The organism is Aquicoccus porphyridii, assembly GCF_008369105.1.
GTDB lineage: Bacteria > Pseudomonadota > Alphaproteobacteria > Rhodobacterales > Rhodobacteraceae > Aquicoccus > Aquicoccus porphyridii.
Genome location: NZ_VINQ01000012.1, coordinates 107040 through 126011, shown reverse-complemented (window position 1 = coordinate 126011; position 18972 = coordinate 107040). Strand labels below are relative to the sequence as shown.

17 protein-coding genes are annotated in these 18972 nt (G+C 65.3%); 10 read left to right on the top strand and 7 right to left on the bottom strand.

Going from position 1 to position 18972, the window contains the following annotated elements; translation table 11 throughout:
• Positions 1-385 precede the first annotated feature (385 nt).
• The 7 genes from FLO80_RS15150 to FLO80_RS15120 form a co-directional block, all read right to left on the bottom strand.
• Positions 386-634 carry a cytochrome C oxidase subunit IV family protein gene (locus FLO80_RS15150; protein ID WP_111362528.1) on the bottom strand — a complete coding sequence of 83 codons (249 nt, stop codon included), beginning with the start codon at positions 632-634 and terminating at the stop codon, positions 386-388.
• A complete protein-coding gene (locus FLO80_RS15145) occupies positions 631-1191 on the bottom strand; it encodes a cytochrome c oxidase subunit 3 (RefSeq protein WP_111362527.1) in 561 nt (186 codons plus the stop codon). The genes FLO80_RS15150 and FLO80_RS15145 overlap by 4 nt, the downstream gene beginning before the upstream one ends.
• The gene (locus FLO80_RS15140) at positions 1188-3158 is read right to left on the bottom strand and encodes a nitric oxide reductase activation protein NorD (RefSeq protein ID WP_111362526.1); all 1971 of its coding nucleotides are present in this window, start codon (positions 3156-3158) and stop codon (positions 1188-1190) included. The genes FLO80_RS15145 and FLO80_RS15140 overlap by 4 nt, the downstream gene beginning before the upstream one ends.
• 8 nt (positions 3159-3166) lie before the next feature.
• Positions 3167-3976 (bottom strand): CbbQ/NirQ/NorQ/GpvN family protein, encoded by an 810-nt coding sequence (locus FLO80_RS15135; protein WP_111363153.1) that lies wholly within the window; start codon positions 3974-3976, stop codon positions 3167-3169.
• 5 nt (positions 3977-3981) lie between these two features.
• Positions 3982-5346, bottom strand: coding sequence for a cbb3-type cytochrome c oxidase subunit I (locus tag FLO80_RS15130; RefSeq protein WP_111362525.1), 1365 nt, complete (start codon positions 5344-5346; stop codon positions 3982-3984).
• Between the two features lie 12 nt (positions 5347-5358).
• Complete coding sequence (locus tag FLO80_RS15125) at positions 5359-5811, bottom strand: c-type cytochrome (RefSeq protein ID WP_111362524.1); 453 nt, start codon at positions 5809-5811, stop codon at positions 5359-5361.
• 101 nt (positions 5812-5912) lie between these two features.
• Complete coding sequence (locus FLO80_RS15120; RefSeq protein WP_111362523.1) at positions 5913-7109, bottom strand: NnrS family protein; 1197 nt, start codon at positions 7107-7109, stop codon at positions 5913-5915.
• 221 nt (positions 7110-7330) lie between these two features.
• Between FLO80_RS15120 and FLO80_RS15115 the strand changes: the two genes are divergently transcribed.
• From FLO80_RS15115 to FLO80_RS15070, 10 genes are all read left to right on the top strand, one after another.
• On the top strand, positions 7331-7804 hold the full coding sequence (locus FLO80_RS15115) for an Lrp/AsnC family transcriptional regulator (protein WP_111362522.1): 474 nt from the start codon (positions 7331-7333) through the stop codon (positions 7802-7804).
• On the top strand, positions 7801-8301 hold the full coding sequence (ahbB, locus tag FLO80_RS15110; RefSeq protein WP_111362521.1) for a siroheme decarboxylase subunit beta: 501 nt from the start codon (positions 7801-7803) through the stop codon (positions 8299-8301). Before FLO80_RS15115 ends, ahbB begins: the two co-directional genes overlap by 4 nt.
• Positions 8289-9518, top strand: a complete 1230-nt coding sequence (gene nirJ, locus FLO80_RS15105) for a heme d1 biosynthesis radical SAM protein NirJ (RefSeq protein WP_111362520.1) — start codon at positions 8289-8291, stop codon at positions 9516-9518. Before ahbB ends, nirJ begins: the two co-directional genes overlap by 13 nt.
• Positions 9519-9564: 46 nt before the next feature.
• On the top strand, positions 9565-11097 hold the full coding sequence (locus tag FLO80_RS15100) for a nitrite reductase (RefSeq protein WP_188078307.1): 1533 nt from the start codon (positions 9565-9567) through the stop codon (positions 11095-11097).
• A 128-nt stretch (positions 11098-11225) separates the two neighbouring features.
• Positions 11226-13412 carry a NosR/NirI family protein gene (locus FLO80_RS15095; RefSeq protein ID WP_111362518.1) on the top strand — a complete coding sequence of 729 codons (2187 nt, stop codon included), beginning with the start codon at positions 11226-11228 and terminating at the stop codon, positions 13410-13412.
• 4 nt (positions 13413-13416) lie between these two features.
• Positions 13417-15378 carry a TAT-dependent nitrous-oxide reductase gene (gene nosZ / locus FLO80_RS15090; protein ID WP_111362517.1) on the top strand — a complete coding sequence of 654 codons (1962 nt, stop codon included), beginning with the start codon at positions 13417-13419 and terminating at the stop codon, positions 15376-15378.
• A 3-nt stretch (positions 15379-15381) separates the two neighbouring features.
• On the top strand, positions 15382-16716 hold the full coding sequence (locus FLO80_RS15085; protein ID WP_111362516.1) for a nitrous oxide reductase family maturation protein NosD: 1335 nt from the start codon (positions 15382-15384) through the stop codon (positions 16714-16716).
• Positions 16691-17584 (top strand): ABC transporter ATP-binding protein, encoded by an 894-nt coding sequence (locus FLO80_RS15080; RefSeq protein ID WP_111362515.1) that lies wholly within the window; start codon positions 16691-16693, stop codon positions 17582-17584. Before FLO80_RS15085 ends, FLO80_RS15080 begins: the two co-directional genes overlap by 26 nt.
• Positions 17581-18402, top strand: a complete 822-nt coding sequence (locus tag FLO80_RS15075) for an ABC transporter permease (protein WP_111362514.1) — start codon at positions 17581-17583, stop codon at positions 18400-18402. The genes FLO80_RS15080 and FLO80_RS15075 overlap by 4 nt, the downstream gene beginning before the upstream one ends.
• Complete coding sequence (locus tag FLO80_RS15070) at positions 18399-18968, top strand: nitrous oxide reductase accessory protein NosL (protein WP_111362513.1); 570 nt, start codon at positions 18399-18401, stop codon at positions 18966-18968. Before FLO80_RS15075 ends, FLO80_RS15070 begins: the two co-directional genes overlap by 4 nt.
• The last annotated feature ends 4 nt before the right edge of the window (positions 18969-18972 follow it).

Genomic DNA, 18972 nt, shown 5'->3' with positions numbered 1-18972 from the left:
GTGCGAGTTTCATGTCGTTTCCTTTCGGGTTGAAGTGATCGTGTTGGCGATCTGTTTTGATCTGTCCCCAAGATGCGCCTTGCCGGGGGCGAATTCAAAACACCTGCGATCACCGCGCCGTGCGCGGATGCGAGAGCGGCGCCGGATTGCGCCCTTGGTGGCCGGGAGTGTCGTTTTATGGTTTGATATCAGGGGTTTAGCGGGTATCCGAAAGACGCCCTCTGAAACATCACTCACGGATCACGGCGCCGTTGGCGAAAATCATGCGAAACGTGATCGCCACGAGGCCCGCACCGCCCCCGCACCCGGCCTGCGTGACCCGCCGCGCTGCCCGGGGCGTGATCGGTGTTACAGGTTTCAGTGCCGACTCCGGGGTGGATTCGACTCAGGCCAGAAGGGCCAGCGCGGCCAGCAACACGCAGACCCCGGCCACCACCATGTCAAACCCGCGCCGCCACGAGGGGGCGTTGGCCAGGCCGAGATAGTGATGCAAGATCAGCCGGGCCTTCACGAATGAAAGGGCAAGGATCACCAGGGCAAGCCCGGTGACATTCGGCGCGCGCGTGATCAGCGCGCCCGCCATCGACAGCGCGACCAGAAGCCCCCAGGCCCGTATGAGGGGATCGTGCGTCATCGGATCAGGTAGATCACCGGAAAGAGCAGCACCCAGACCAGATCGACCATGTGCCAGAAGGCCGCCCCGGTCTCGGTGGCGCGCGGGTCGCGCAGGACGGCGACCAGACCCAGCAGCACGACGCCCGCGATCACGTGGGCGGCGTGAAAGCCGGTCAGCAGGTAGTAGAAGGTGAAGAAGGTGTTGGTCTCGATGCCGATGCCCTCATTGGCCTTGTCGGCATATTCCATGCCCTTGATCACGAGGAACACCACCCCGAGCGCCATGGCCCCGGCGAGAAGCCCGCGCTTGCACCGCTCGCGCCCGGCCTCGGCGGCGCGCACGGCGAGGGCGGCCAGAAGCCCGGAGGTCACGAGCACCACCGTGTTGAGCGCCGCGCCCGCGCGGTGCAGGTGAGCCTGTGCTTCGGCAAAGCCTACGGGATCGGTGAGCCGCATCGCCATGAAGGCCACAAGGCCCGCACCAAAGACCAGCAGTTCGGAGATGATGAGCACCCACATCATCACCTCACCGGGCAGCTCGTCGAGCAGGCCGGGACCGTCCGAACCGTCGCTCATGCGCCCACCAGTTGCCGGTAGATCTGGGGCAGCGCCTGGGTCAGTCGGTCGGGATGTGGGATGAGCGCGTATCCGCCCTGTCCGAACATCCGCGGGAACCACGATTTGCCGTCACGGTCCACGGTGATGCCGAATACCGATTGCCCGGCGCGGCGGGCCTCGCGCACGGCCATGTGGCTGTCTTCGATGCCGTGGCGGCCCTCGTAATGGTCGAGGTCGTTGGGCTTGCCATCGGTGATTACCAGAAGCAGGCGGCGTTTGCGCGCCTGCTGGTGCAGCTCGGCGCTGGCATGGCGGATGGCGGCGCCGAGCCGGGTGTAATGCCCGGGCTTGAGTGCGGCGATGCGCGCGTCGATCAGCGGGCTCATCGGTTCGTCGAAGCGTTTGACCTGGTGCAGCCAGACGCGCTGGCGTTTCAGTGAGGAAAAGGCGTTGATCGCGAAATCGTCGCCGCAGGCATCGAGCCCGCCGGCCAGCGCGGCCAGCGCCTCGCGCGCGATCTCGATCACGCTGCGGCTCTCGCCGCCATGCCCGGTGACGCGCCCCTCGGTCGAGCGCGACACGTCGAGCAGGATCGACACCGCCAGATCGCGCCGTTCGCGGCGGGTTTGCATCCAGACGCGGTCGTCGCCTTCCCCTGTTGCAGAAAAATCGACCCGCGCGCGCACCATGCGCTCCATGTCGAGATCGTCGCCGTCGAGATGTCCGGTCGTGAGTATTCGCCCGGGACGCAGGGCCTCGAACTGTCTCTTGACGGCGCGGATACGCGCGGCGGCGCGCGGGTCGTCCCGAAACGGGGGCGCGTCATGCTCGGGCTCGACAGGAGAGACGAGCACACGAGCATGCGCGGGCAGGTGCTGGCCTGTCCGCACGTCCCATTCGGGATAGGTAAGGATATCGGAAAGCGCCTCGCGGTCCACGTCCTCGGGGGCAAGGTCGAGATGCAGCTTGAGCCGCGTTGCGGGGGCTTGGGAAATCTGGCCGAGGCCGATTTCGTCCTGGTCGTCGGCGGCCTTGCGGGCGCTGTCGTCGTCATCGTCCTCGACCCGGCGGTTGAGGTTGATGAACTCCGCCCAGCTCAGGATCGCCTCGAACTTGTGCAGGATGAAACTGTCGGTGCGGTCGACCTCGTCGGCCTTGCGGCGACGGGCGCGGCGGGTCTTGCCGTCCTGCGGCTCGTCGGTGGGGCTGTCGGAGTCGGTCTCGGCATCGCGGGTCTCGACCGCGCTGGCATGGCTTGTGTCCACGCCGCGCAGATCGGGCCAGAGCGGCACGGGGCGCGCGGCGCGATAGCCGCGCGGGGCGCGCAGGCCGGTGAAATCGCGCGCCTCGACCGCCGTCCTGAAAGCCGCAGCGCGGGGCGGCAGGGGTGTTTCGTCGCCAAGGATATGGCGGATCAGCGCCTCGACCGCGGATTCGACCGCGGGAAGCTGGGGCCGGGGGCGCAGGGCCAGAACCCCGGCGCAGAGATCGGCATAAAGCGCGGCAAAACCCGGCGCCTCATCGAGCGTGGCGGCGACCATGTGCTGCGCGTCGGCCAGCGCGGCAAGGTCGCGGGCCAGCGGGTCATCAAGCGGCGCGTGGCCCGCCCCGGCAAAGGCGGCACAGGCGCCGAGCCAGAGGTAGAGCGTGCCATTGGCCTCGCGCGCGGGGAAAACGGCGAGGCTTTCGGGCAGGCGCAGGCTCGCCCCGTCGAAGGAGGCGCGCGGCAGGCGTTCCTCGTCGGTGCCCAGCCGACGCAGCCATGACAGGCGGTGCCCCGAGCGTTCTTCGGACACCGCCTTGATCTCGACCGCCGGATCGCCGCCGAGGCCCCGGAAAAGAACCGCCAGCCGCCCTGCGACCTCGGAAAGGTCGACACGGGCTCCATCGTGCACGCCGGGGGCGTCAAGACGGCTGGCATAGGCGTGCCACAGCTTCCCGATGGTTTCTTCGGGTTCCCATGGCTCGATGTCGATCCTGCCCATCACCGGCCTCACCCGAAAACGGCGGTGACAAGATCGAGGAGCCCACGCTTGACATCCGCATCATCGGTCAGCGGCTCGATCATCGCGACGCGGATCGCGCGTTCGACCGGCATGCCCTGTCGGATGAGTGTCGCGGCATAGACCACGAGGCGGGTGGATACCCCCTCTTCGAGGTCCTGGCCCTTGAGATCGCGCAGCTTGTTCGCCAGCCGCACCAGCGGTTTCACACGCTCCTCGGAGAGGCCCGATTCGCGGGCGACGACGGGGATTTCGTGCTCCGGCTTGGGAAAGGTGAATTCGAGGCTGATGAAGCGCTGGCGGGTCGAGGGTTTCAGCGTCTTGAGGATGTTCTGGTAGCCCGGGTTGTAGGAGGCCACCAGCATGAAGCCGGGCGCCGCCTCGATCTCTTCGCCGGTGCGGTCGATCGGCAGGATGCGCCGGTCGTCGGTCAGCGGGTGCAGCACCACGGTCACATCCTTGCGCGCCTCGACCACCTCGTCGAGATAGCAGATCGCGCCTTCGCGCACCGCACGGGTGAGCGGCCCATCGACCCAGACGGTTTCACCGCCCTTGAGCAGGTAGCGCCCGATCAGGTCGGCGGCGCTGAGGTCGTCATGGCAGGCCACGGTATGCAGCGGCCGATCAAGGCGCGCGGCCATGTGAGTGACAAAGCGCGTCTTGCCGCAGCCCGTCGGCCCCTTGAGCAGGACCGGCAGGTCGTTTTCATGGGCGGCGGTAAAGACCGGGATCTCGTCGCCCTGGGGCAGGTAGAAGGGGGCGTCTGCCGCCCCCTTTTCCGGTTGCAAGGGTCCATCCATCTCGCTCACTCCGCCGCGACCGAAGGTTCGGACGAGATCACTTCGCGGCGCGGCACGAAGACCGCGTAGATGAAGAGCAGCGCGCCCAGCACCACCGCGATGCCCGCACCGAAGCGCATCCAGTAGAACAGCGCCAGTTGCTCCTGCACGAACATGAAATCCTCGCCCATGACCCGTTGCAGGTGGGTCTGCACCGTGCCGCCGAAGGTCAGCACGAAGGTCATGAAGACCACCCCCGACGACATCAGCCAGAACGAGGCCATGTTGAGCACCTGGTTATAGGGCTCGCGACCCAAGAGGTGCGGCATGGCATAGGTGATGATCGCAAGGTTGAGGCAGACATAGGCGCCATAGAAGGCAAGGTGCCCGTGCGCGGCGGTGATCTGTGTGCCGTGGGTGTAGTAGTTGACCCCGTGCAGCGTGTGCAGGAAGCCCCAGACACCCGCGCCGAAGAAGGCCAGCGTGGCACAGCCTAGCGCCCAGAGAAGCGCCGCCTTGTTCGGATGGTCGCGGCGGCCCTTCCAGACCATGACGAAGGCAAAGGCCATCATGGCGAAGAACGGGATCACCTCGAGCGACGAGAAGATCGAGCCGATCCACTGCCAGTATCCCGGCGTGCCGATCCAGTAATAGTGGTGCCCGGTCCCGAGGATGCCCGAGAAGAGCGCGGCGGCGACGATGACGTAAAGCCATTTCTCGACCACCTCGCGGTCAACGCCGGTGAGCTTGAGCATCAGGAAAGCGAGGATCGCGGCCATCACCAGCTCCCACGTGCCTTCGACCCAGAGGTGGACGACATACCACCAATACATCTTGTCGAGCGCGAGGTTGCTGGGGTTGTAGAAGGCAAAGAGGAACAAGAGCGCCAGCCCCCACAGGCCCAGAAGCAGGATGTTGGTGATCGCCGTCTTGCGACCCGCCAGCACCGTCATCGAGACGTTGTAGAGAAAGATCAGCGCGGCGACGACAATGCCGGCCTTGACCCATTTGGGCTGTTCAAGGAATTCGCGGCCCTCTTTCCCAAGCAGGAAATTGCCCTCGAAGATGTTGAACAGATAGGTCACGACCACGCCCAGCGTGCCCAGCACGAGAATGCCGAGTTGCAGCCAGGCGAGTTTCCTTGAATGGATCTCGCGCTCGGATTCCTCGGGCAAAAGGTAATAGGCCGCCCCGAAGAAGCCCAGCAGGAGCCAGACGATGAGGCTGTTGGAGTGCAGCATCCGCAGGATGTTGAACGGCACGAGATCGGAAAGGAAGTTGGGCGCGACATAGACATAGCCCATGATCAGCCCGATCGTGACCTGCACGGCGAAGAGCGCGAGCGCCACCACAAAGTAGGCCAGCGCGATTTTCTGGGTTTCGTATTTCATGGCGATTGCTCCTTAGCCCGCGTCGTTGGGGGGCCAGTCCTGCGTGTTGATGCGGTTGGTCCACAGCAGGAAATCGGCGAGGTTGCGGTATTCCTCGTCGGTCAGGTTGAAATTGGGCATCTGGCGGCGGCCTTCGATGCCGGTGGGCATGGCGTCCATCCATCCCTTGAGCACGTCATAGGCCGCCTCGGGATCTTCCAGAACGCCCCAGCGCGCCATCACGTTGCCGACTTCGGGCGCGTAATAGGCGCCCTCGCCGAGAATCGAGTGGCAGTTGACGCAGGCATGCTTTTCCCAGACATGCTTGCCCGCTGCGACGCTCTCGGTCAGACCTTCCTTGTCGGTCGAGACATTGACGATATACCTGTGTGAATGGGCCGTGAGGCCGATGAATATGAGGATGAAGAACAGTGAGCCGCCATAGAAGATATTGCGGGCCATGTTCTTGGTCATGACTTCGCGCATCGCGCTAACTCCTTCCCGGAACCGTTGTTGACTGAGCTTTCTTGCGCGCTGGGCGGGCGGGGGGCCTTAACAAAAGTCAACCGTTGGCGTTTGTCTGTTGCTCAATGCGATCCACGCGGCGCGCGTGTGCCCCAGAACACCGGCCAGAGCGTCGCGGCATAAAGCGTGAAAACGGCGATCCAGACGGCGCCCGAGAGCAGAACTCCGGTGTAATAGCCCTCGATTCCGAGGCTTGACCCGGCCCAACGCGCCAGCATCGACACCGGCAAGAGTGCATAGGCCAGCGCGAGCGGGCCCGGCGCGATCAGCGGCAGGCCGCTATGGCCAAGTGCTGCGCGGCTCATCACGCCAAGGGTCATGCCGCCCACCGCGCCGATGCCCAGAACATGCAGTGCCGCCACCTCCGAGCCGATGCCGAACGCCGCCAGCCCGGCCATGAAGAAACCCAGCGCCAGCGCGGCCATGCCGAGGTGCAGCACCCACAGAATCGGTTGATTCCAGGTCCAGCCCGGCCGCCACATCGCGCTGCGTGCGCCCTGCGCCAGCCCGGCGGCCAGCGCCAATGCGCCGAACACAGCCGCCGGAACAGGCAGCGCGGCGGCCAGCGCGGTGAGGATCGGCAGGGCAATGCTGGCGATGTTGAGCGGCAGGGGCGTTCCGGGCAATGCGTGCGTGCGGCCATCGCGCTTCATCGCGTTGCGGGTGAAGGCCGGCGTCACCCGCCCGCCCAGCACGGCAATCAGCGCGCAGGTGGCATAAAGCCCGAGCCGCAACCCCGCATCGAGCGTCATCGTGACCCCGATCCAGTCGAGATGCACCAGAAGGTTGCCGGTCCAGATCATCGCCAGCAGGCCGAGGAACATCATGTTCTGCGGTTTCGGGCGATTGAGAAGCTGGGTCAGCACCTTGGCCGCCAAGAGCGGCAGAAAGGCCAGATCGACCAGCGCCACCGCCAGTGGCGGCAGGCTCCCCGAATACCAGATCGCCACCCGCCCGGCCAGCCACAGGCCGGCGGCACAGGCGATGAAGGCATGGCGCGCCGCCCGCGCCCCGGTCCAGTTTGGCACGGCGGTCAGGAAGAACCCGCCCATCGCCGCCGCTGGATAGCCAAAGACCAGCTCATGCGCGTGCCACAGATGCGGCGGGGCCGCGAAAGGCATCTCGCTGACCATCCCCCCCGCCGCGTGAATCCCGAGCCAGCCCTCCCAGACGATGAGGGCGAAAATGGCGTAAAGCCCCGCCGCCAGAAAGAACACCCGGTGGCCTTCGCCGAAAAGGCGGATGATTGCGTTTGGCATTTCCTTGTTCCGATCTTTTGTCACGTCCTGTCGCATTCGCACGCAACTATAGGCGCGCGGAGCGGTCGGGCGTCTTAACGAAAGTCAAGGTCGCCACCCGGTATTCGCGCGAGGCTGTCCAGGAACAGGACAGGGCATCACAGCATGTGGAGAGCTTCGACATGATCCCGCGCACCGCCAATCCGCCAGAACCGGCCCCGACCACGGGGGCGGTGTAGCCCATGCACCGGTCGCGATTGCAAGAAGACTCCCTCGATGCGACGGACCGCGCGTTGCTCAACCTGCTTCAGGCCGGGCTGGCGCCCAGCAAGAACCTGTTTCAGCCCTTGGCAGTCGCGACCGGCCTGGACGAGGCCGAGGTGATCTCGCGCATCGAACGGCTGCGCGGGATCGGCGCGATCACCCGGTTCGGCCCGTTCATCGACGCCGCCGCGCTGGGCGGGGCCTATTGCCTGTGTGCCATGGCCGTGCCCGAGGACCGGTTCGAAGAGGTCGCGTCCAAGGTCAATGCCCATGACGCGGTGGCCCATAATTACGAACGCCAGCACCGGTTCAACATGTGGTTCGTGCTGGCCTGCGAGACCCCCGCGGCGATCACGACCGAGGCCGACCGGATCGCGCGGCAGACCGGCCTCAAGGTGCACCGCTTTCCCAAGCTCAGGGAGTTTTTCATCGGCTTTCAGGTGGCGCTATGACAATCGACGCAAAAGACCGCCGCATCCTGACCGCCACGCAGGCGGGGCTGCCGCTGGCCCCGCGACCCTTTGCCGTGGTCGGTGAATGGATCGGCATGGACGAGGCCGAGGTGATCGCCCGGATCGAACGGATGATGGGCGATGGCGTGATCCGCCGGATCGGCGCGGCGACCAATCATTATGCGCTGGGCATGCTGGCCAACGGGATGAGCGTCTGGGATGTCGAAGACGCCCGGGCCGAAGACCTTGGCGAACAGATTGGTGCGCTCGACTTCGTCACCCATTGCTATTTGCGTCCCCGGGCGCTGCCCGACTGGCCCTATAACCTCTTTGCCATGATCCACGGGCCCGACCGCGTGGCGGTCGAGACGCGTCGCGCCGAGATTGCCGCGATCCTCGGGGCGGCCTGCCGCGAAAACGACATTCTCTATTCCACCCGCATCCTCAAGAAGACCGGGATGCGCCTTGCCAAGGAGGGACGCCCATGTTCCGGCTGACCCAATATATGCGAGAACTGACCGACCCGACCCCGGTTGCCGCGCGCCGTGGCGCGGGATCGGTCAAGCCGGTGGTGATCTGGAATCTCACCCGGCGCTGCAACCTGCGCTGTCGGCATTGCTATACCACCTCGGCGGATGTGGCCTTTCCGGGTGAATTATCCACCGACGAGGTCAAGGGCGTGATGGGCGATCTCAAGGAGTTCGCCGTCCCCGCGCTGATCCTCTCGGGGGGCGAGCCGATGTCGCGCCCGGATTTCTTCGAATTGGCCGAACATGCCAAGGCGCTGGATTTCCGCTATCTCGCGCTTTCGACCAACGGAACCAGGATCATGGACAGCGCGGCGGCGCGCGTCGCCGATCTCGGCTTTGACTATGTCGGCATCTCGATCGACGGGATCGGCAAGACCAATGACTGGTTCCGCGGGGTCGAGGGCGCCTATGCGGCGGCGCTTCATGGCGTGCGCGAATGCAAGCGGCGCGGGGTCAAGGTGGGGCTGCGCTTTACCATCACCGAAGACAACGCCCACATGCTCGAAGACATGCTCGACCTTTGCGACGGCGAGGGGGTGGACAAGTTCTACCTCTCGCATCTCGTCTATGCCGGGCGTGGCGACAAGCACCGGGGCGACGACACCCAGCATGCCCGCACCAAGGCGGCGATGGATATCCTGATCGACCGTGCCTGGGTTGCCGTGGCCGAAGACGCGCCGCTCGAGATCGTGACCGGTAACAACGACGCCGATGCGGTCTGGTTCCTGCACTGGGTGCGGCGCAATTTCGACGCGGATCGCGCCGCCCATGTCGAGGTGCATCTTGCGGCCTGGGGCGGCAATTCCTCGGGGCTGGGCGTGGCCAATATCGACCCGATGGGCAAGGTCCATCCCGACACCTACTGGTCCGATTACACCGTCGGCAACGTCAAGAAGGTGCCGTTCTCGCGGCTCTGGACCGGGGATGATCCGATGCTGGCCACCCTGCGCCAGCGTCCGCGCCCGCTCAAGGGGCGTTGCGGGGCCTGCGCGTTCAACCATGTCTGCGGCGGCAACACCCGCATCCGCGCGCTTCAGGTGTCGGGCGATCCCTGGGCCGAAGACCCGGCCTGCTATCTCTCCAATCCCGAGATCGGCCTCGCCCCGGGTGACGCCCCGGGCGAGCGGCTGACCGTCACCCCTTTCCGAGGCAAGAGCCATGACCCGAAACATGAATTCTTCTGACCGCCCCGCCCCTTCATCTTGCCAAAAATACTCATTTGCGGGTGTGATGCTGATCGCCACGCTGGCGATGGCGCCCCTCACCGCATGGGCCGAAGGCGATGCAGCCCATGGCCGCGCGCTCTATGACGACCATTGCGCCGACTGTCACATGGCAAGCCGCCTTGGCGGCACCGGCCCGGCGCTCATCCCGCAAACGCTGCGCCGGATGTACGGGCCGAAACTCGACACGGTGATCCGCGACGGGCGTACCGCGACGCAGATGCCAGGCTTTGGCGAGGTGCTGAGCGATGGCGACATCACCGACATCGCCGCCTACTTGTCGCAACCGCTCGCCGAAACCCCGGCCTGGGGCATGGAGGAAATCCTCGAAACCCGCGCGTTCCGCGACGATTACACCCCCGCCGCCAACCCGGTTTTCGATGCCGACCCGATGAACGTGACCCTCGCGGTCGAGATCGCCGACAGCCATGTTTCGGTGCTCGACGGCGACAGTTTCGCGCGGCTGGCCCGGTTCGAGACGCCATTCGCCGTGCATGGTGGCCCGAAATTCAGCCCCGACGGGCGGCTTGTCTATGTCGTCTCGCGCGATGGCTGGGTGCAGAAATACGATCTTTGGGGATTGACCGAAATGGGCCGCATCCGCGCGGGCCTCAACGCGCGCAACATCGCGATCAGCAAGGATGGCAAATGGCTCGCCGTGGCCAATTACCTGCCGATGACGCTGACCATTCTCGATGCCGCGACGCTCAGACCCGAGCGCGTGATCGAGGTCCGGGGCCGCGACGGCACACCGAGCCGGGTTTCCGCGGTCTACCAGGCCCCGCCACGCGACAGCTTCGTTCTGGCGCTGAAGGACATTCCCGAGGTCTGGGAAATCTCCACCTCCGAGAACCCGCCGCATCGGGGCTGGGTGCATGACACCCGCGTCGAAGGCCCGCCCGAGATCACCCGCAAGTTCCCGATCCGCAAGATCGCGGTCGAACATATCCTCGACGATTTCTTTTTCGACCTCGATTACGAACACCTCATCGGCGCCTCGCGCGAGACGGAAAAGGCCCGCGTGCTCGACCTCGTGATCGGGCAGGAAGTGGCCGAGATCGACCTGCCCGGCATGCCGCATCTGGGCTCGGGGATCACATGGGATTGGAACGGCACGCGCGTCATGGCCACGCCGCATCTCAAGGAGGGGATGATTTCCGTCATCGACATGACAACATGGCAGACGGTCAAGCGGATCAAGACCGAGGGCCCCGGCTTCTTCATGCGTTCCCACGCGAACAGCCGCTATGCCTGGGCCGACGTGTTCTTTGGCCCGAACCGTGACGTGATGCACGTGATCGACAAGGAAACGCTGGAAATCGTCAAGACCCTTCGCCCCGCGCCGGGCAAGACCGTGGCCCATACCGAGTTCACCCGCGATGGGCGCCATGCGCTCGTCTCGATCTGGGAGGATGATGGCGCGGTGATCGTCTATGACGCTGATTCTCTCGAAGAAGTCACGCGCCTGCCGATGAAAAAGCCGTCGGGCAAATACAACGTGTGGAACAAGATCACCTTCGCTGAAGGCACATCTCACTGACATCAAGGAATAAAACGCGGTTCACCCGGGCCGCGTTCTGAATTCGGCCTGTGCCGGGTCGGGGAAAAATCATGGGACCGTTGACAATAGTCAAGAAGCGGGACGGCGGAAACCGACATTAAGGCGGTATGAAAATGCTCGCCCGAATCCTCATTGTGCTGGTCCTGCTGTTGCCTGCCGCCCTTCAGGCGCAGCAGCCCCATCTCCCGCGTTTCCTCGATGAGATGCCCGCCTCCGATCTGGTCGAAGGCGCCGATGCCTATGGTGCGATGCGCGAGGATCTGCCCGTCGCGCCGGTGCTCAGGGGGGGCGAAACCATCGGCTGGGCCTTCATCGCCTCGGATTTCGTCGGCACGACCGGCTATTCGGGCAAGCCGATCCACACCATGGTGGCCGTCGACAACGATGCCCGGGTGTCGGGGGTGCAACTGGTCAAGCATTCCGAACCGATCATCCTGATCGGTATTCCCGACAGCAAGATCAAGGCGCTGGCCTCGGATTACGTGGGGCTCGACCTCGCGGCCGAGGCCGAATCGGGCGGCACCAGCCATGATCTCAACATCATCGCCGGGGCCACCGTCACCATCATGGTGATCGACGATTCCATCGTGCGCGCCGGGCTCAAGGTGGCGCGCGCGCTGGGCCTTGGCGGGCTCGAGCCGCCAAGCGCCCCCACCGGCCCGCGTTACGAGATCGACCCGGAGGCGCAAGCGGCGCAGGACTGGATGACGCTCGAAGGTGATGGCACGTTGCGGCGGCTGTCGCTCGACGTGGGACAGGTCAATGCCGCGTTCGAGCAGGTCGAAGATCCGCGTGCCGCCGAGCGCCCGATCGACGCCCCGCCCGAGACCCAGTTCATCGAGATGCAGCTTGCGCTGGTTTCCGCCCCTCCGGCGGGCCGCGCGCTCTTGGGCGAGGCGGAATATGCCAACCTGACCGAATGGCTGGGTGAGGGCGAACACGCGATCATGGTCGCGGGGCGCGGTCTCTATTCGTTCAAGGGCTCGGGCTATGTGCGCGGCGGCATTTTCGACCGTATCGTGCTTATCCAGGATGACATCTCGGTGCGGTTCCGCGACCGCGGGCACCGACGGCTGGGCGACATCGCCGCCGAGGGCGCGCCGCGGTTCAGCGAGACCGATCTCTTCAAGATCCCCGCCGATACCGGGTTCGACCCGACGAGGCCGTTCCGCCTGCAACTGCTGGTGCAGCGCGACGTGGCCGCGATCGAGCGGGTCTTTACCACGTTCGAACTGGGCTACAACCTGCCGCGGCAATACCTGCGCGAACTGCCCCGCGCGGGTGATGCGCCGGGCGCGTCGGGCGCCGCGCAGGCGATGGCCGATCAGGAAGAGCAGGCCGCGCAAACCGCCCTCTGGAAACGCATCTGGCGCGACAAGACCCCCGAGGTCGTCATCCTGGGGGTGATGCTGACGGTATTGACCGGGGCGTTCTTCTTCCAGGGCTTCCTGACCCGGTCCGAGCGCGTGACCTACTGGTTTCGCATGTCCTTCCTGACCGTGACGCTTGTCTTCCTTGGCTGGTATGCCAACGCGCAGCTTTCGGTGGTGAACCTGATGGCGCTTTTCGGCGCGCTGACCAGCGATTTCAGTTGGCAGGCGTTCCTGCTCGACCCGTTGACCTTCATCCTGTGGTTCTCGGTCGCGGCGGCGCTGATCTTCTGGGGCCGGGGGGCCTATTGCGGCTGGCTCTGCCCGTTCGGTGCGCTTCAGGAACTGACCAACCAGATCGCACGCCGCCTTCGGGTGCCGCAATGGACCCTGCCATGGGGGCTGCATGAGCGGCTCTGGCCACTGAAATACATGATCTTCCTCGGCCTCTTCGGCGTCTCGCTGGCCTCGATCGAACAGGCCGAGGCGCTGGCCGAGGTCGAACCGTTCAAGACTGCGATCGTGCTCAAGTTCGTGCGCGCCTGGCCCTTCGTGGCCTACGCGGCGGCGCTTCTGATCGCGGGGCTCTTCGTCGAGCGGTTCTACTGCCGCTACCTCTGCCCGCTGGGCGCGGCGCTGGCCATTCCGGCACGGCTGCGCACCTTTGACTGGCTCAAGCGGTACAAGGAATGCGGCAACCCCTGCCAGACCTGCGCGAACGAATGCTTCGTGCAGGCGATCCACCCCACCGGTGAGATCAACCCCAACGAGTGCCTGAACTGCATGCATTGCCAGGTGCTTTACCAGTCCGAAACCAAATGTCCGGTCGTCATCAAGAAGCTCAAGCGGCGCGACTCCGCGTCAAGCGGCGCGGCTGCGCTCGACCGGGTGCTGACCAACCATCCCAACCAAGCGAAAGGATAAGTCAATGACTGACGAAACCAAGAAAACGGGCAAGAATTCGGGCATCAGCCGCCGGGGCCTTCTGGGCGCCACGGCGGGCGGCGCGGCCCTTGTGGGCGGCGCGGGTGGTGCGCGGCTTGCCATGCTGGGCAGTGCCGCGGGCGTGGCCACCGCGGCCAGCACCGGCAGCGCCAGCGCGGCGGCCGGAGCGGCCAGTCTCGCGCCCGGTGAACTCGATGAATATTATGGCTTCTGGTCCTCGGGCCAGTCCGGCGAGCTGCGCATCCTCGGCGTGCCCTCGATGCGCGAGCTGATGCGGATTCCGGTGTTCAACCGCTGCTCGGCCACCGGCTGGGGCCAGACCAACGAAAGCCTCAAGGTCATGGAAGAGGGGATGCTGCCGCAAACCAGGGCGTATCTCAACGCCAACGGCAAGCGCGTCCATGACAACGGCGATCTGCACCACCCGCACATGTCCTTCACCGAAGGCACCTATGACGGGCGTTACCTCTTCATGAACGACAAGGCCAACACCCGCGTGGCGCGGGTGCGCTGCGACGTGATGAAATGCGACAAGATCACCGAGATCCCCAACGCCAAGGCGATCCACGGGCTGCGCCCGCAGAAATGGCCGCGCACCGGCTATGTCTTTGCCAATGGCGAGGACGAAACCCCGATGGTCAACGACGGCCAGGTGCTGGACGAGCCCGAGAAATACGTCAACTTCTTCACCGCCATCGACGGCGACACGATGAAGGTGGCGTGGCAGGTCATCGTGTCGGGCAACCTCGACAACACCGATTGCGACTATCAGGGCAAATATGCCTTCTCGACCTCCTACAACTCGGAAATGGGCATGAACCTTGCCGAGATGACGGCGAACGAGATGGACCATGTCGTGATCTTCAACCTTGCCGAGATCGAGAAGGGCCTCGCCGACGGCGACTACCAGGAACTCAATGGCGTCAAGGTGATCGACGGGCGCAAGGGCCAGAACAAGAAATACACCCGCTACGTGCCCATCCCCAACAGCCCGCACGGCATCAACACCGCGCCGGACAAGAAGCACGTCTGCATCGCGGGCAAGCTGTCGCCCACCGTGTCGGTTCTCGACGTGCGCAAGTTCGACGCGCTCTTCGAGGATGACAGCATCGACCCGCGTTCGGTCGTGGTGGCCGAACCCGAGCTGGGCCTGGGGCCGCTTCACACCTGCTATGACGGCAAGGGCAACGCCTTTACCACGCTCTTCCTCGACAGCCAGGTGGTGAAATGGAACATCGAGGACGCGATCCGCGCCTATAACGGCGAGAACGTGGACCCGATCCTCCAGAAGTCGGACGTGCATTACCAGCCGGGCCACAACTCGACCTCGATGGGCGAAACGCTCGAAGCGGATGGCAAGTGGTATATCTCGATGAACAAGTTCTCGAAGGACCGCTTCCTCAATGTCGGGCCGCTCAAACCCGAGAACGAGCAATTGTTCTCGATCGAGGATGGCGGCATGACCCTCGTGCATGACGGGCCGACCTTTGCCGAACCGCATGACAGCATCATCGTGCGCCGTGACATCGTGAACCCGGTCAATATCTGGGATCGCAACGACCCGACATGGGCCGACGCGCGCGCCCAGGCCGAGGCCGACGGCGTGGATATCGACGACTGGATGGACACCGTGATCCGCGACGGCAACAAGGTGCGGATCTACATGTCGAGCCAGGCCCCGATGTTCTCGATGGAGAAGTTCGAGGTGACGCAGGGCGACGAGGTGACGGTGATCATCACCAACCTTGATGACATCGACGACCTGACCCACGGGTTCTGCATGGGCGATCACGGCATCGCGATGGAGATCGGACCGATGGCCACCGCGTCGGTGACCTTCACCGCCGCCAAGCCGGGGGTCTACTGGTATTACTGTCAGTGGTTCTGCCATGCGCTGCACATGGAAATGCGCGGCCGCATGCTGGTCAAGCCGAAGGCGGCCTGAGCCATGCTGCACCGGTTTGCCCTTGCGGCGCTTCTGTGCATCCTCGCCGCGCCGCTTGCGTGGGCGGCCGAGGTGCCTGTGCGGATGGGCGACGGTGCCCTGGAAGATGCCATCGCCGGGGCCGCACCCGGCGATGTGCTGATCCTGTCACCGGGCCGCTACCATGGCCCGGTGACCCTGTCGCATCCCATCACCCTTGACGGGCGTGGCGAGGCCGTGATCGACGGCGGCGGCACCGGATCGGTGATCACCGTGACCGGCGAGGACATCACCGTGCGCGGGCTGGAAATCACCGGCTCGGGCAATGATCATCAGGAAATCGACTCGGGCGTGCAATTGACCAAGACGGCCCGCCGTGCCGTGGTCGAGGACAACCGCATCCTCGGTAATCTCTACGGCGTCGACATCCACGGCGCGAATGACAGCATCGTGCGTGGCAACACCATCGTGGGGCGCACCGATCATCGCATGAACGACCGTGGCAACGGCGTCTATGTCTGGAACGCGCCGGGCGCGCAGGTGATCGGCAACGACATCCGCCTTGGCCGCGACGGCATATTCACCAACGTCTCGCGCCGCAACGTGTTTGCCAAGAACATCTTTCGCGACCTGCGCTTTGCCGTGCATTTCATGCACACGGGCGATTCCGAGATCCGAGGCAATATCAGCATCGGCAACACGCTGGGCTATGCGATCATGTTCTCCGATCGGGCGGTGATCCGGGACAACCTGTCGCTGGGCGACCGCACCCACGGGCTCATGCTCAACTATGCCAACAGCGCCGATATCACCGGCAACCTGATCCGTGGCGGCACGCATGAGAAATGCACCTTCATCTACAACGCGCACAAGAACCTGATCGCGGGCAACCGCTTCGAGGGCTGCGAGATCGGCATCCATTTCACCGCCGGGTCCGAGCGCAACGGCATTACCGGCAACGCCTTCATCGGCAACCGCACGCAGGTCAAGTATGTCGGCACCCGCGATGTCGAATGGAGCCTTGGCGGGCGCGGCAATTTCTGGTCCGACCACCCGGCCTTCGATCTCGATGGTGACGGGCTGGCCGACAGCGCGTTCCGGCCCAACGACCTGATGGATCACATCCTGTGGTCGCAACCTTCGGCCAAGCTCCTGATGGGCTCGCCCGCGGTGCAGCTCGTGCGCTGGTCGCAGGCCGCCTTTCCCGCCACGCTGCCCGGTGGCGTGGTCGATAGCGCGCCGCTTGCCCGTCCTGTCGAAATTCCGGTTCCGCCCGGGCTTCTGGCCGATGAGGCCGAGGCCATCGCGGCGGCGAAAACACGAAAGTTGAACGATGCTGACCCTCTCGAATCTCACTAAACGCTTCGACGGCGTGGCGGCGCTCTGCGACGTGTCGCTCTCGGTGGCGGCCGGTGAGCGCGTGGCGCTTCTGGGCCATAACGGGGCGGGCAAGTCCACGCTGATGAAGATCGTGCTCGGCCTCATCCCGCATGACGAAGGCACGGTCGAGGTGCTGGGCGCCGCGCCCGGATCGACCCGCGCGCGTGACGGCGTGGCCTACCTGCCCGAGAACGTGGCGTTTCACCCGGCGCTGAGCGGGCGCGAACAGATCGCCCATTACCTGCGCCTGCGCGGGCTGCCCGCCTCGGGCGCGCTGGCGCTGCTCGACCGGGTGGGCCTTGGCGATGCCGCGCACCGCCGCATCGGCACCTATTCCAAGGGCATGCGCCAGCGCGTGGGCCTCGCGCAGGCGCTCATCGGCACCCCGCGCCTCATGGTGCTCGACGAGCCGACATCGGGGCTCGACCCGGTGTCGCGGCGCGATTTCTACGCGATCCTCGACGGGCTGGCCGCCGAGGGCACGGCGATCCTGCTCTCAAGTCACGCCCTGACCGAGGTCGAGGCCCGCACCGACCGCATGGTGATCCTCTCGGGCGGCGCGATGGTGGCCGAAGGCTCAATGGCCGATCTGCGGCGCCGTGCCGACCTGCCGGTGCGTATCGCGGTGACACCCTCCGATATCCCTTGTTCGACCACCACGCTGCTCAAGGCGCTGCCGGGGTCCGTGCAACAGGGCGAACAGGTGATCCTCGCCTGCGCGCAGGACGAGAAACTTGCCGTGCTGGGCCGGATTGCCGGGCTGTCAGACCGGATCGCCGATATCGACATCCAGCCGCCCAGCCTCGAAGACATCTACAGCCATTACAGCCGGAGGGCCGGACAATGAATCGCATCCTCTCCATGGCGCAGACCGAGTTCCGCATCGCCTTGCGCAACCGCTGGGTGGCCGTTTCGGTCGCGATGATGGTGCTCTTTTCGCTGGTCCTCTCGGCGGCGGGCTCCGCGCCCACCGGCGCGCTGGGGGCGGACCGGCTTTCGGTGGTGGTGGCCTCGCTCACCTCGCTCGCGGTCTATCTCGTGCCACTCATTGCCCTGTTGATGAGTTTCGACGCGTTGGCGGGCGAGGTCGAGCGTGGCACGCTGCCGCTTCTGCTCACCTACCCGCTGTCGCGGACCGAGATCCTTCTGGGCAAGCTTCTCGCCCATGTCGCGGTGCTGGCCATTGCGCTCGCCGCCGGCTACGGGCTGGCCGCGCTGACCGCGTGGATGGGCGATGCGCGCGCGCTTGCCGGGTTGCCAGCGCTGTGGCGGCTCTTCTGGTCGTCGATGGTGCTGGGCGCGGTGTTCCTCGGCGCGGGCTATGGGCTTTCGGCGCTGTCGCGGCGCCCTTCGGGGGCGGCGGGGCTGGCGATCGGGCTCTGGCTCGGGCTGATCGTGCTTTACGATCTGGGGCTTCTGGCCGCGCTGGTCGCCGATGACGGCGGGCGCTTCACCACCGATATCTTCCCATGGGCGATGCTGGCCAACCCCGCCGATGCCTTTCGCCTGTTCAATCTCTCCGCGTCTGAGGCAATGGCCGCCACCACGGGCCTTTCGGGCGCGGCCAATTCCATCCCGGCCTGGGCCGCGCTCAGCTCGCTCGCGCTCTGGCCCTTTGCCGCGCTGGCGCTGGCCGTCGCAGCGTTTCGCAGGGTGACCCCATGAAACGCATTCTCCTTCTCGCCATCCTCGCGCTCGCCGCCTGCAAGGAAGAGGCGGCAGCACCCCCACCGCCCGCCACCATGACCGCCGAGGCGGCGGGCCATTTCTGCCAGATGGACCTCTTGGAACATCCCGGGCCAAAGGCGCAGGTGCATCTCGACGGCATGCCCCATCCGCTTTTCTTCAGCCAGGTGCGCGACGCCGAAGCCTATCGCCGGATGCCCGAGCAAAGCCACGCGATCCGCGCGATCTATGTCAGTGACATGGCCGTGGCCCCGGATTGGGAGAATCCCGGCGCCGACAACTGGATCACCGCCAGTTCGGCGATCTATGTGGTCGGGGCGGCCATCGTTGGCGGCATGGGCGCGCAAGAGTTTGTCCCCTTTTCCGACCGCGCCGCCGCCCGCGATTTCGCCGACCGGCACGGTGGCGTGCTGATGGATATGGACGATATTCCCGACCATCTCGTCTTTGCCCCTGAAAACGCGCCCGAGAACGCACCATCGGGCGACGATGACAGTGAATACCTCGACCGCCTGCGGGCGATCACCAACACGAGCGGAGGATAAACCC

Bases quoted from the DNA above. Each gene is read 5' to 3' on its own strand.
- FLO80_RS15140 (WP_111362526.1), bottom strand. From the start codon at position 3,158: ATGGGCAGGATCGACATCGAGCCATGGGAACCCGAAGAAACCATCGGG.
- FLO80_RS15070 (WP_111362513.1), top strand. From the start codon at position 18,399: ATGAAACGCATTCTCCTTCTCGCCATCCTCGCGCTCGCCGCCTGCAAG.
- FLO80_RS15095 (WP_111362518.1), top strand. From the start codon at position 11,226: ATGAAAATGCTCGCCCGAATCCTCATTGTGCTGGTCCTGCTGTTGCCT.
- ahbB (WP_111362521.1), top strand. From the start codon at position 7,801: ATGACAATCGACGCAAAAGACCGCCGCATCCTGACCGCCACGCAGGCG.
- FLO80_RS15125 (WP_111362524.1), bottom strand. From the start codon at position 5,811: ATGCGCGAAGTCATGACCAAGAACATGGCCCGCAATATCTTCTATGGC.
- FLO80_RS15145 (WP_111362527.1), bottom strand. From the start codon at position 1,191: ATGAGCGACGGTTCGGACGGTCCCGGCCTGCTCGACGAGCTGCCCGGT.
- FLO80_RS15130 (WP_111362525.1), bottom strand. From the start codon at position 5,346: ATGAAATACGAAACCCAGAAAATCGCGCTGGCCTACTTTGTGGTGGCG.
- FLO80_RS15085 (WP_111362516.1), top strand. From the start codon at position 15,382: ATGCTGCACCGGTTTGCCCTTGCGGCGCTTCTGTGCATCCTCGCCGCG.
- FLO80_RS15080 (WP_111362515.1), top strand. From the start codon at position 16,691: ATGCTGACCCTCTCGAATCTCACTAAACGCTTCGACGGCGTGGCGGCG.
- FLO80_RS15150 (WP_111362528.1), bottom strand. From the start codon at position 634: ATGACGCACGATCCCCTCATACGGGCCTGGGGGCTTCTGGTCGCGCTG.
- nirJ (WP_111362520.1), top strand. From the start codon at position 8,289: ATGTTCCGGCTGACCCAATATATGCGAGAACTGACCGACCCGACCCCG.
- FLO80_RS15100 (WP_188078307.1), top strand. From the start codon at position 9,565: ATGCTGATCGCCACGCTGGCGATGGCGCCCCTCACCGCATGGGCCGAA.
- FLO80_RS15135 (WP_111363153.1), bottom strand. From the start codon at position 3,976: ATGGATGGACCCTTGCAACCGGAAAAGGGGGCGGCAGACGCCCCCTTC.
- FLO80_RS15075 (WP_111362514.1), top strand. From the start codon at position 17,581: ATGAATCGCATCCTCTCCATGGCGCAGACCGAGTTCCGCATCGCCTTG.
- FLO80_RS15120 (WP_111362523.1), bottom strand. From the start codon at position 7,109: ATGCCAAACGCAATCATCCGCCTTTTCGGCGAAGGCCACCGGGTGTTC.
- FLO80_RS15115 (WP_111362522.1), top strand. From the start codon at position 7,331: ATGCACCGGTCGCGATTGCAAGAAGACTCCCTCGATGCGACGGACCGC.
- nosZ (WP_111362517.1), top strand. From the start codon at position 13,417: ATGACTGACGAAACCAAGAAAACGGGCAAGAATTCGGGCATCAGCCGC.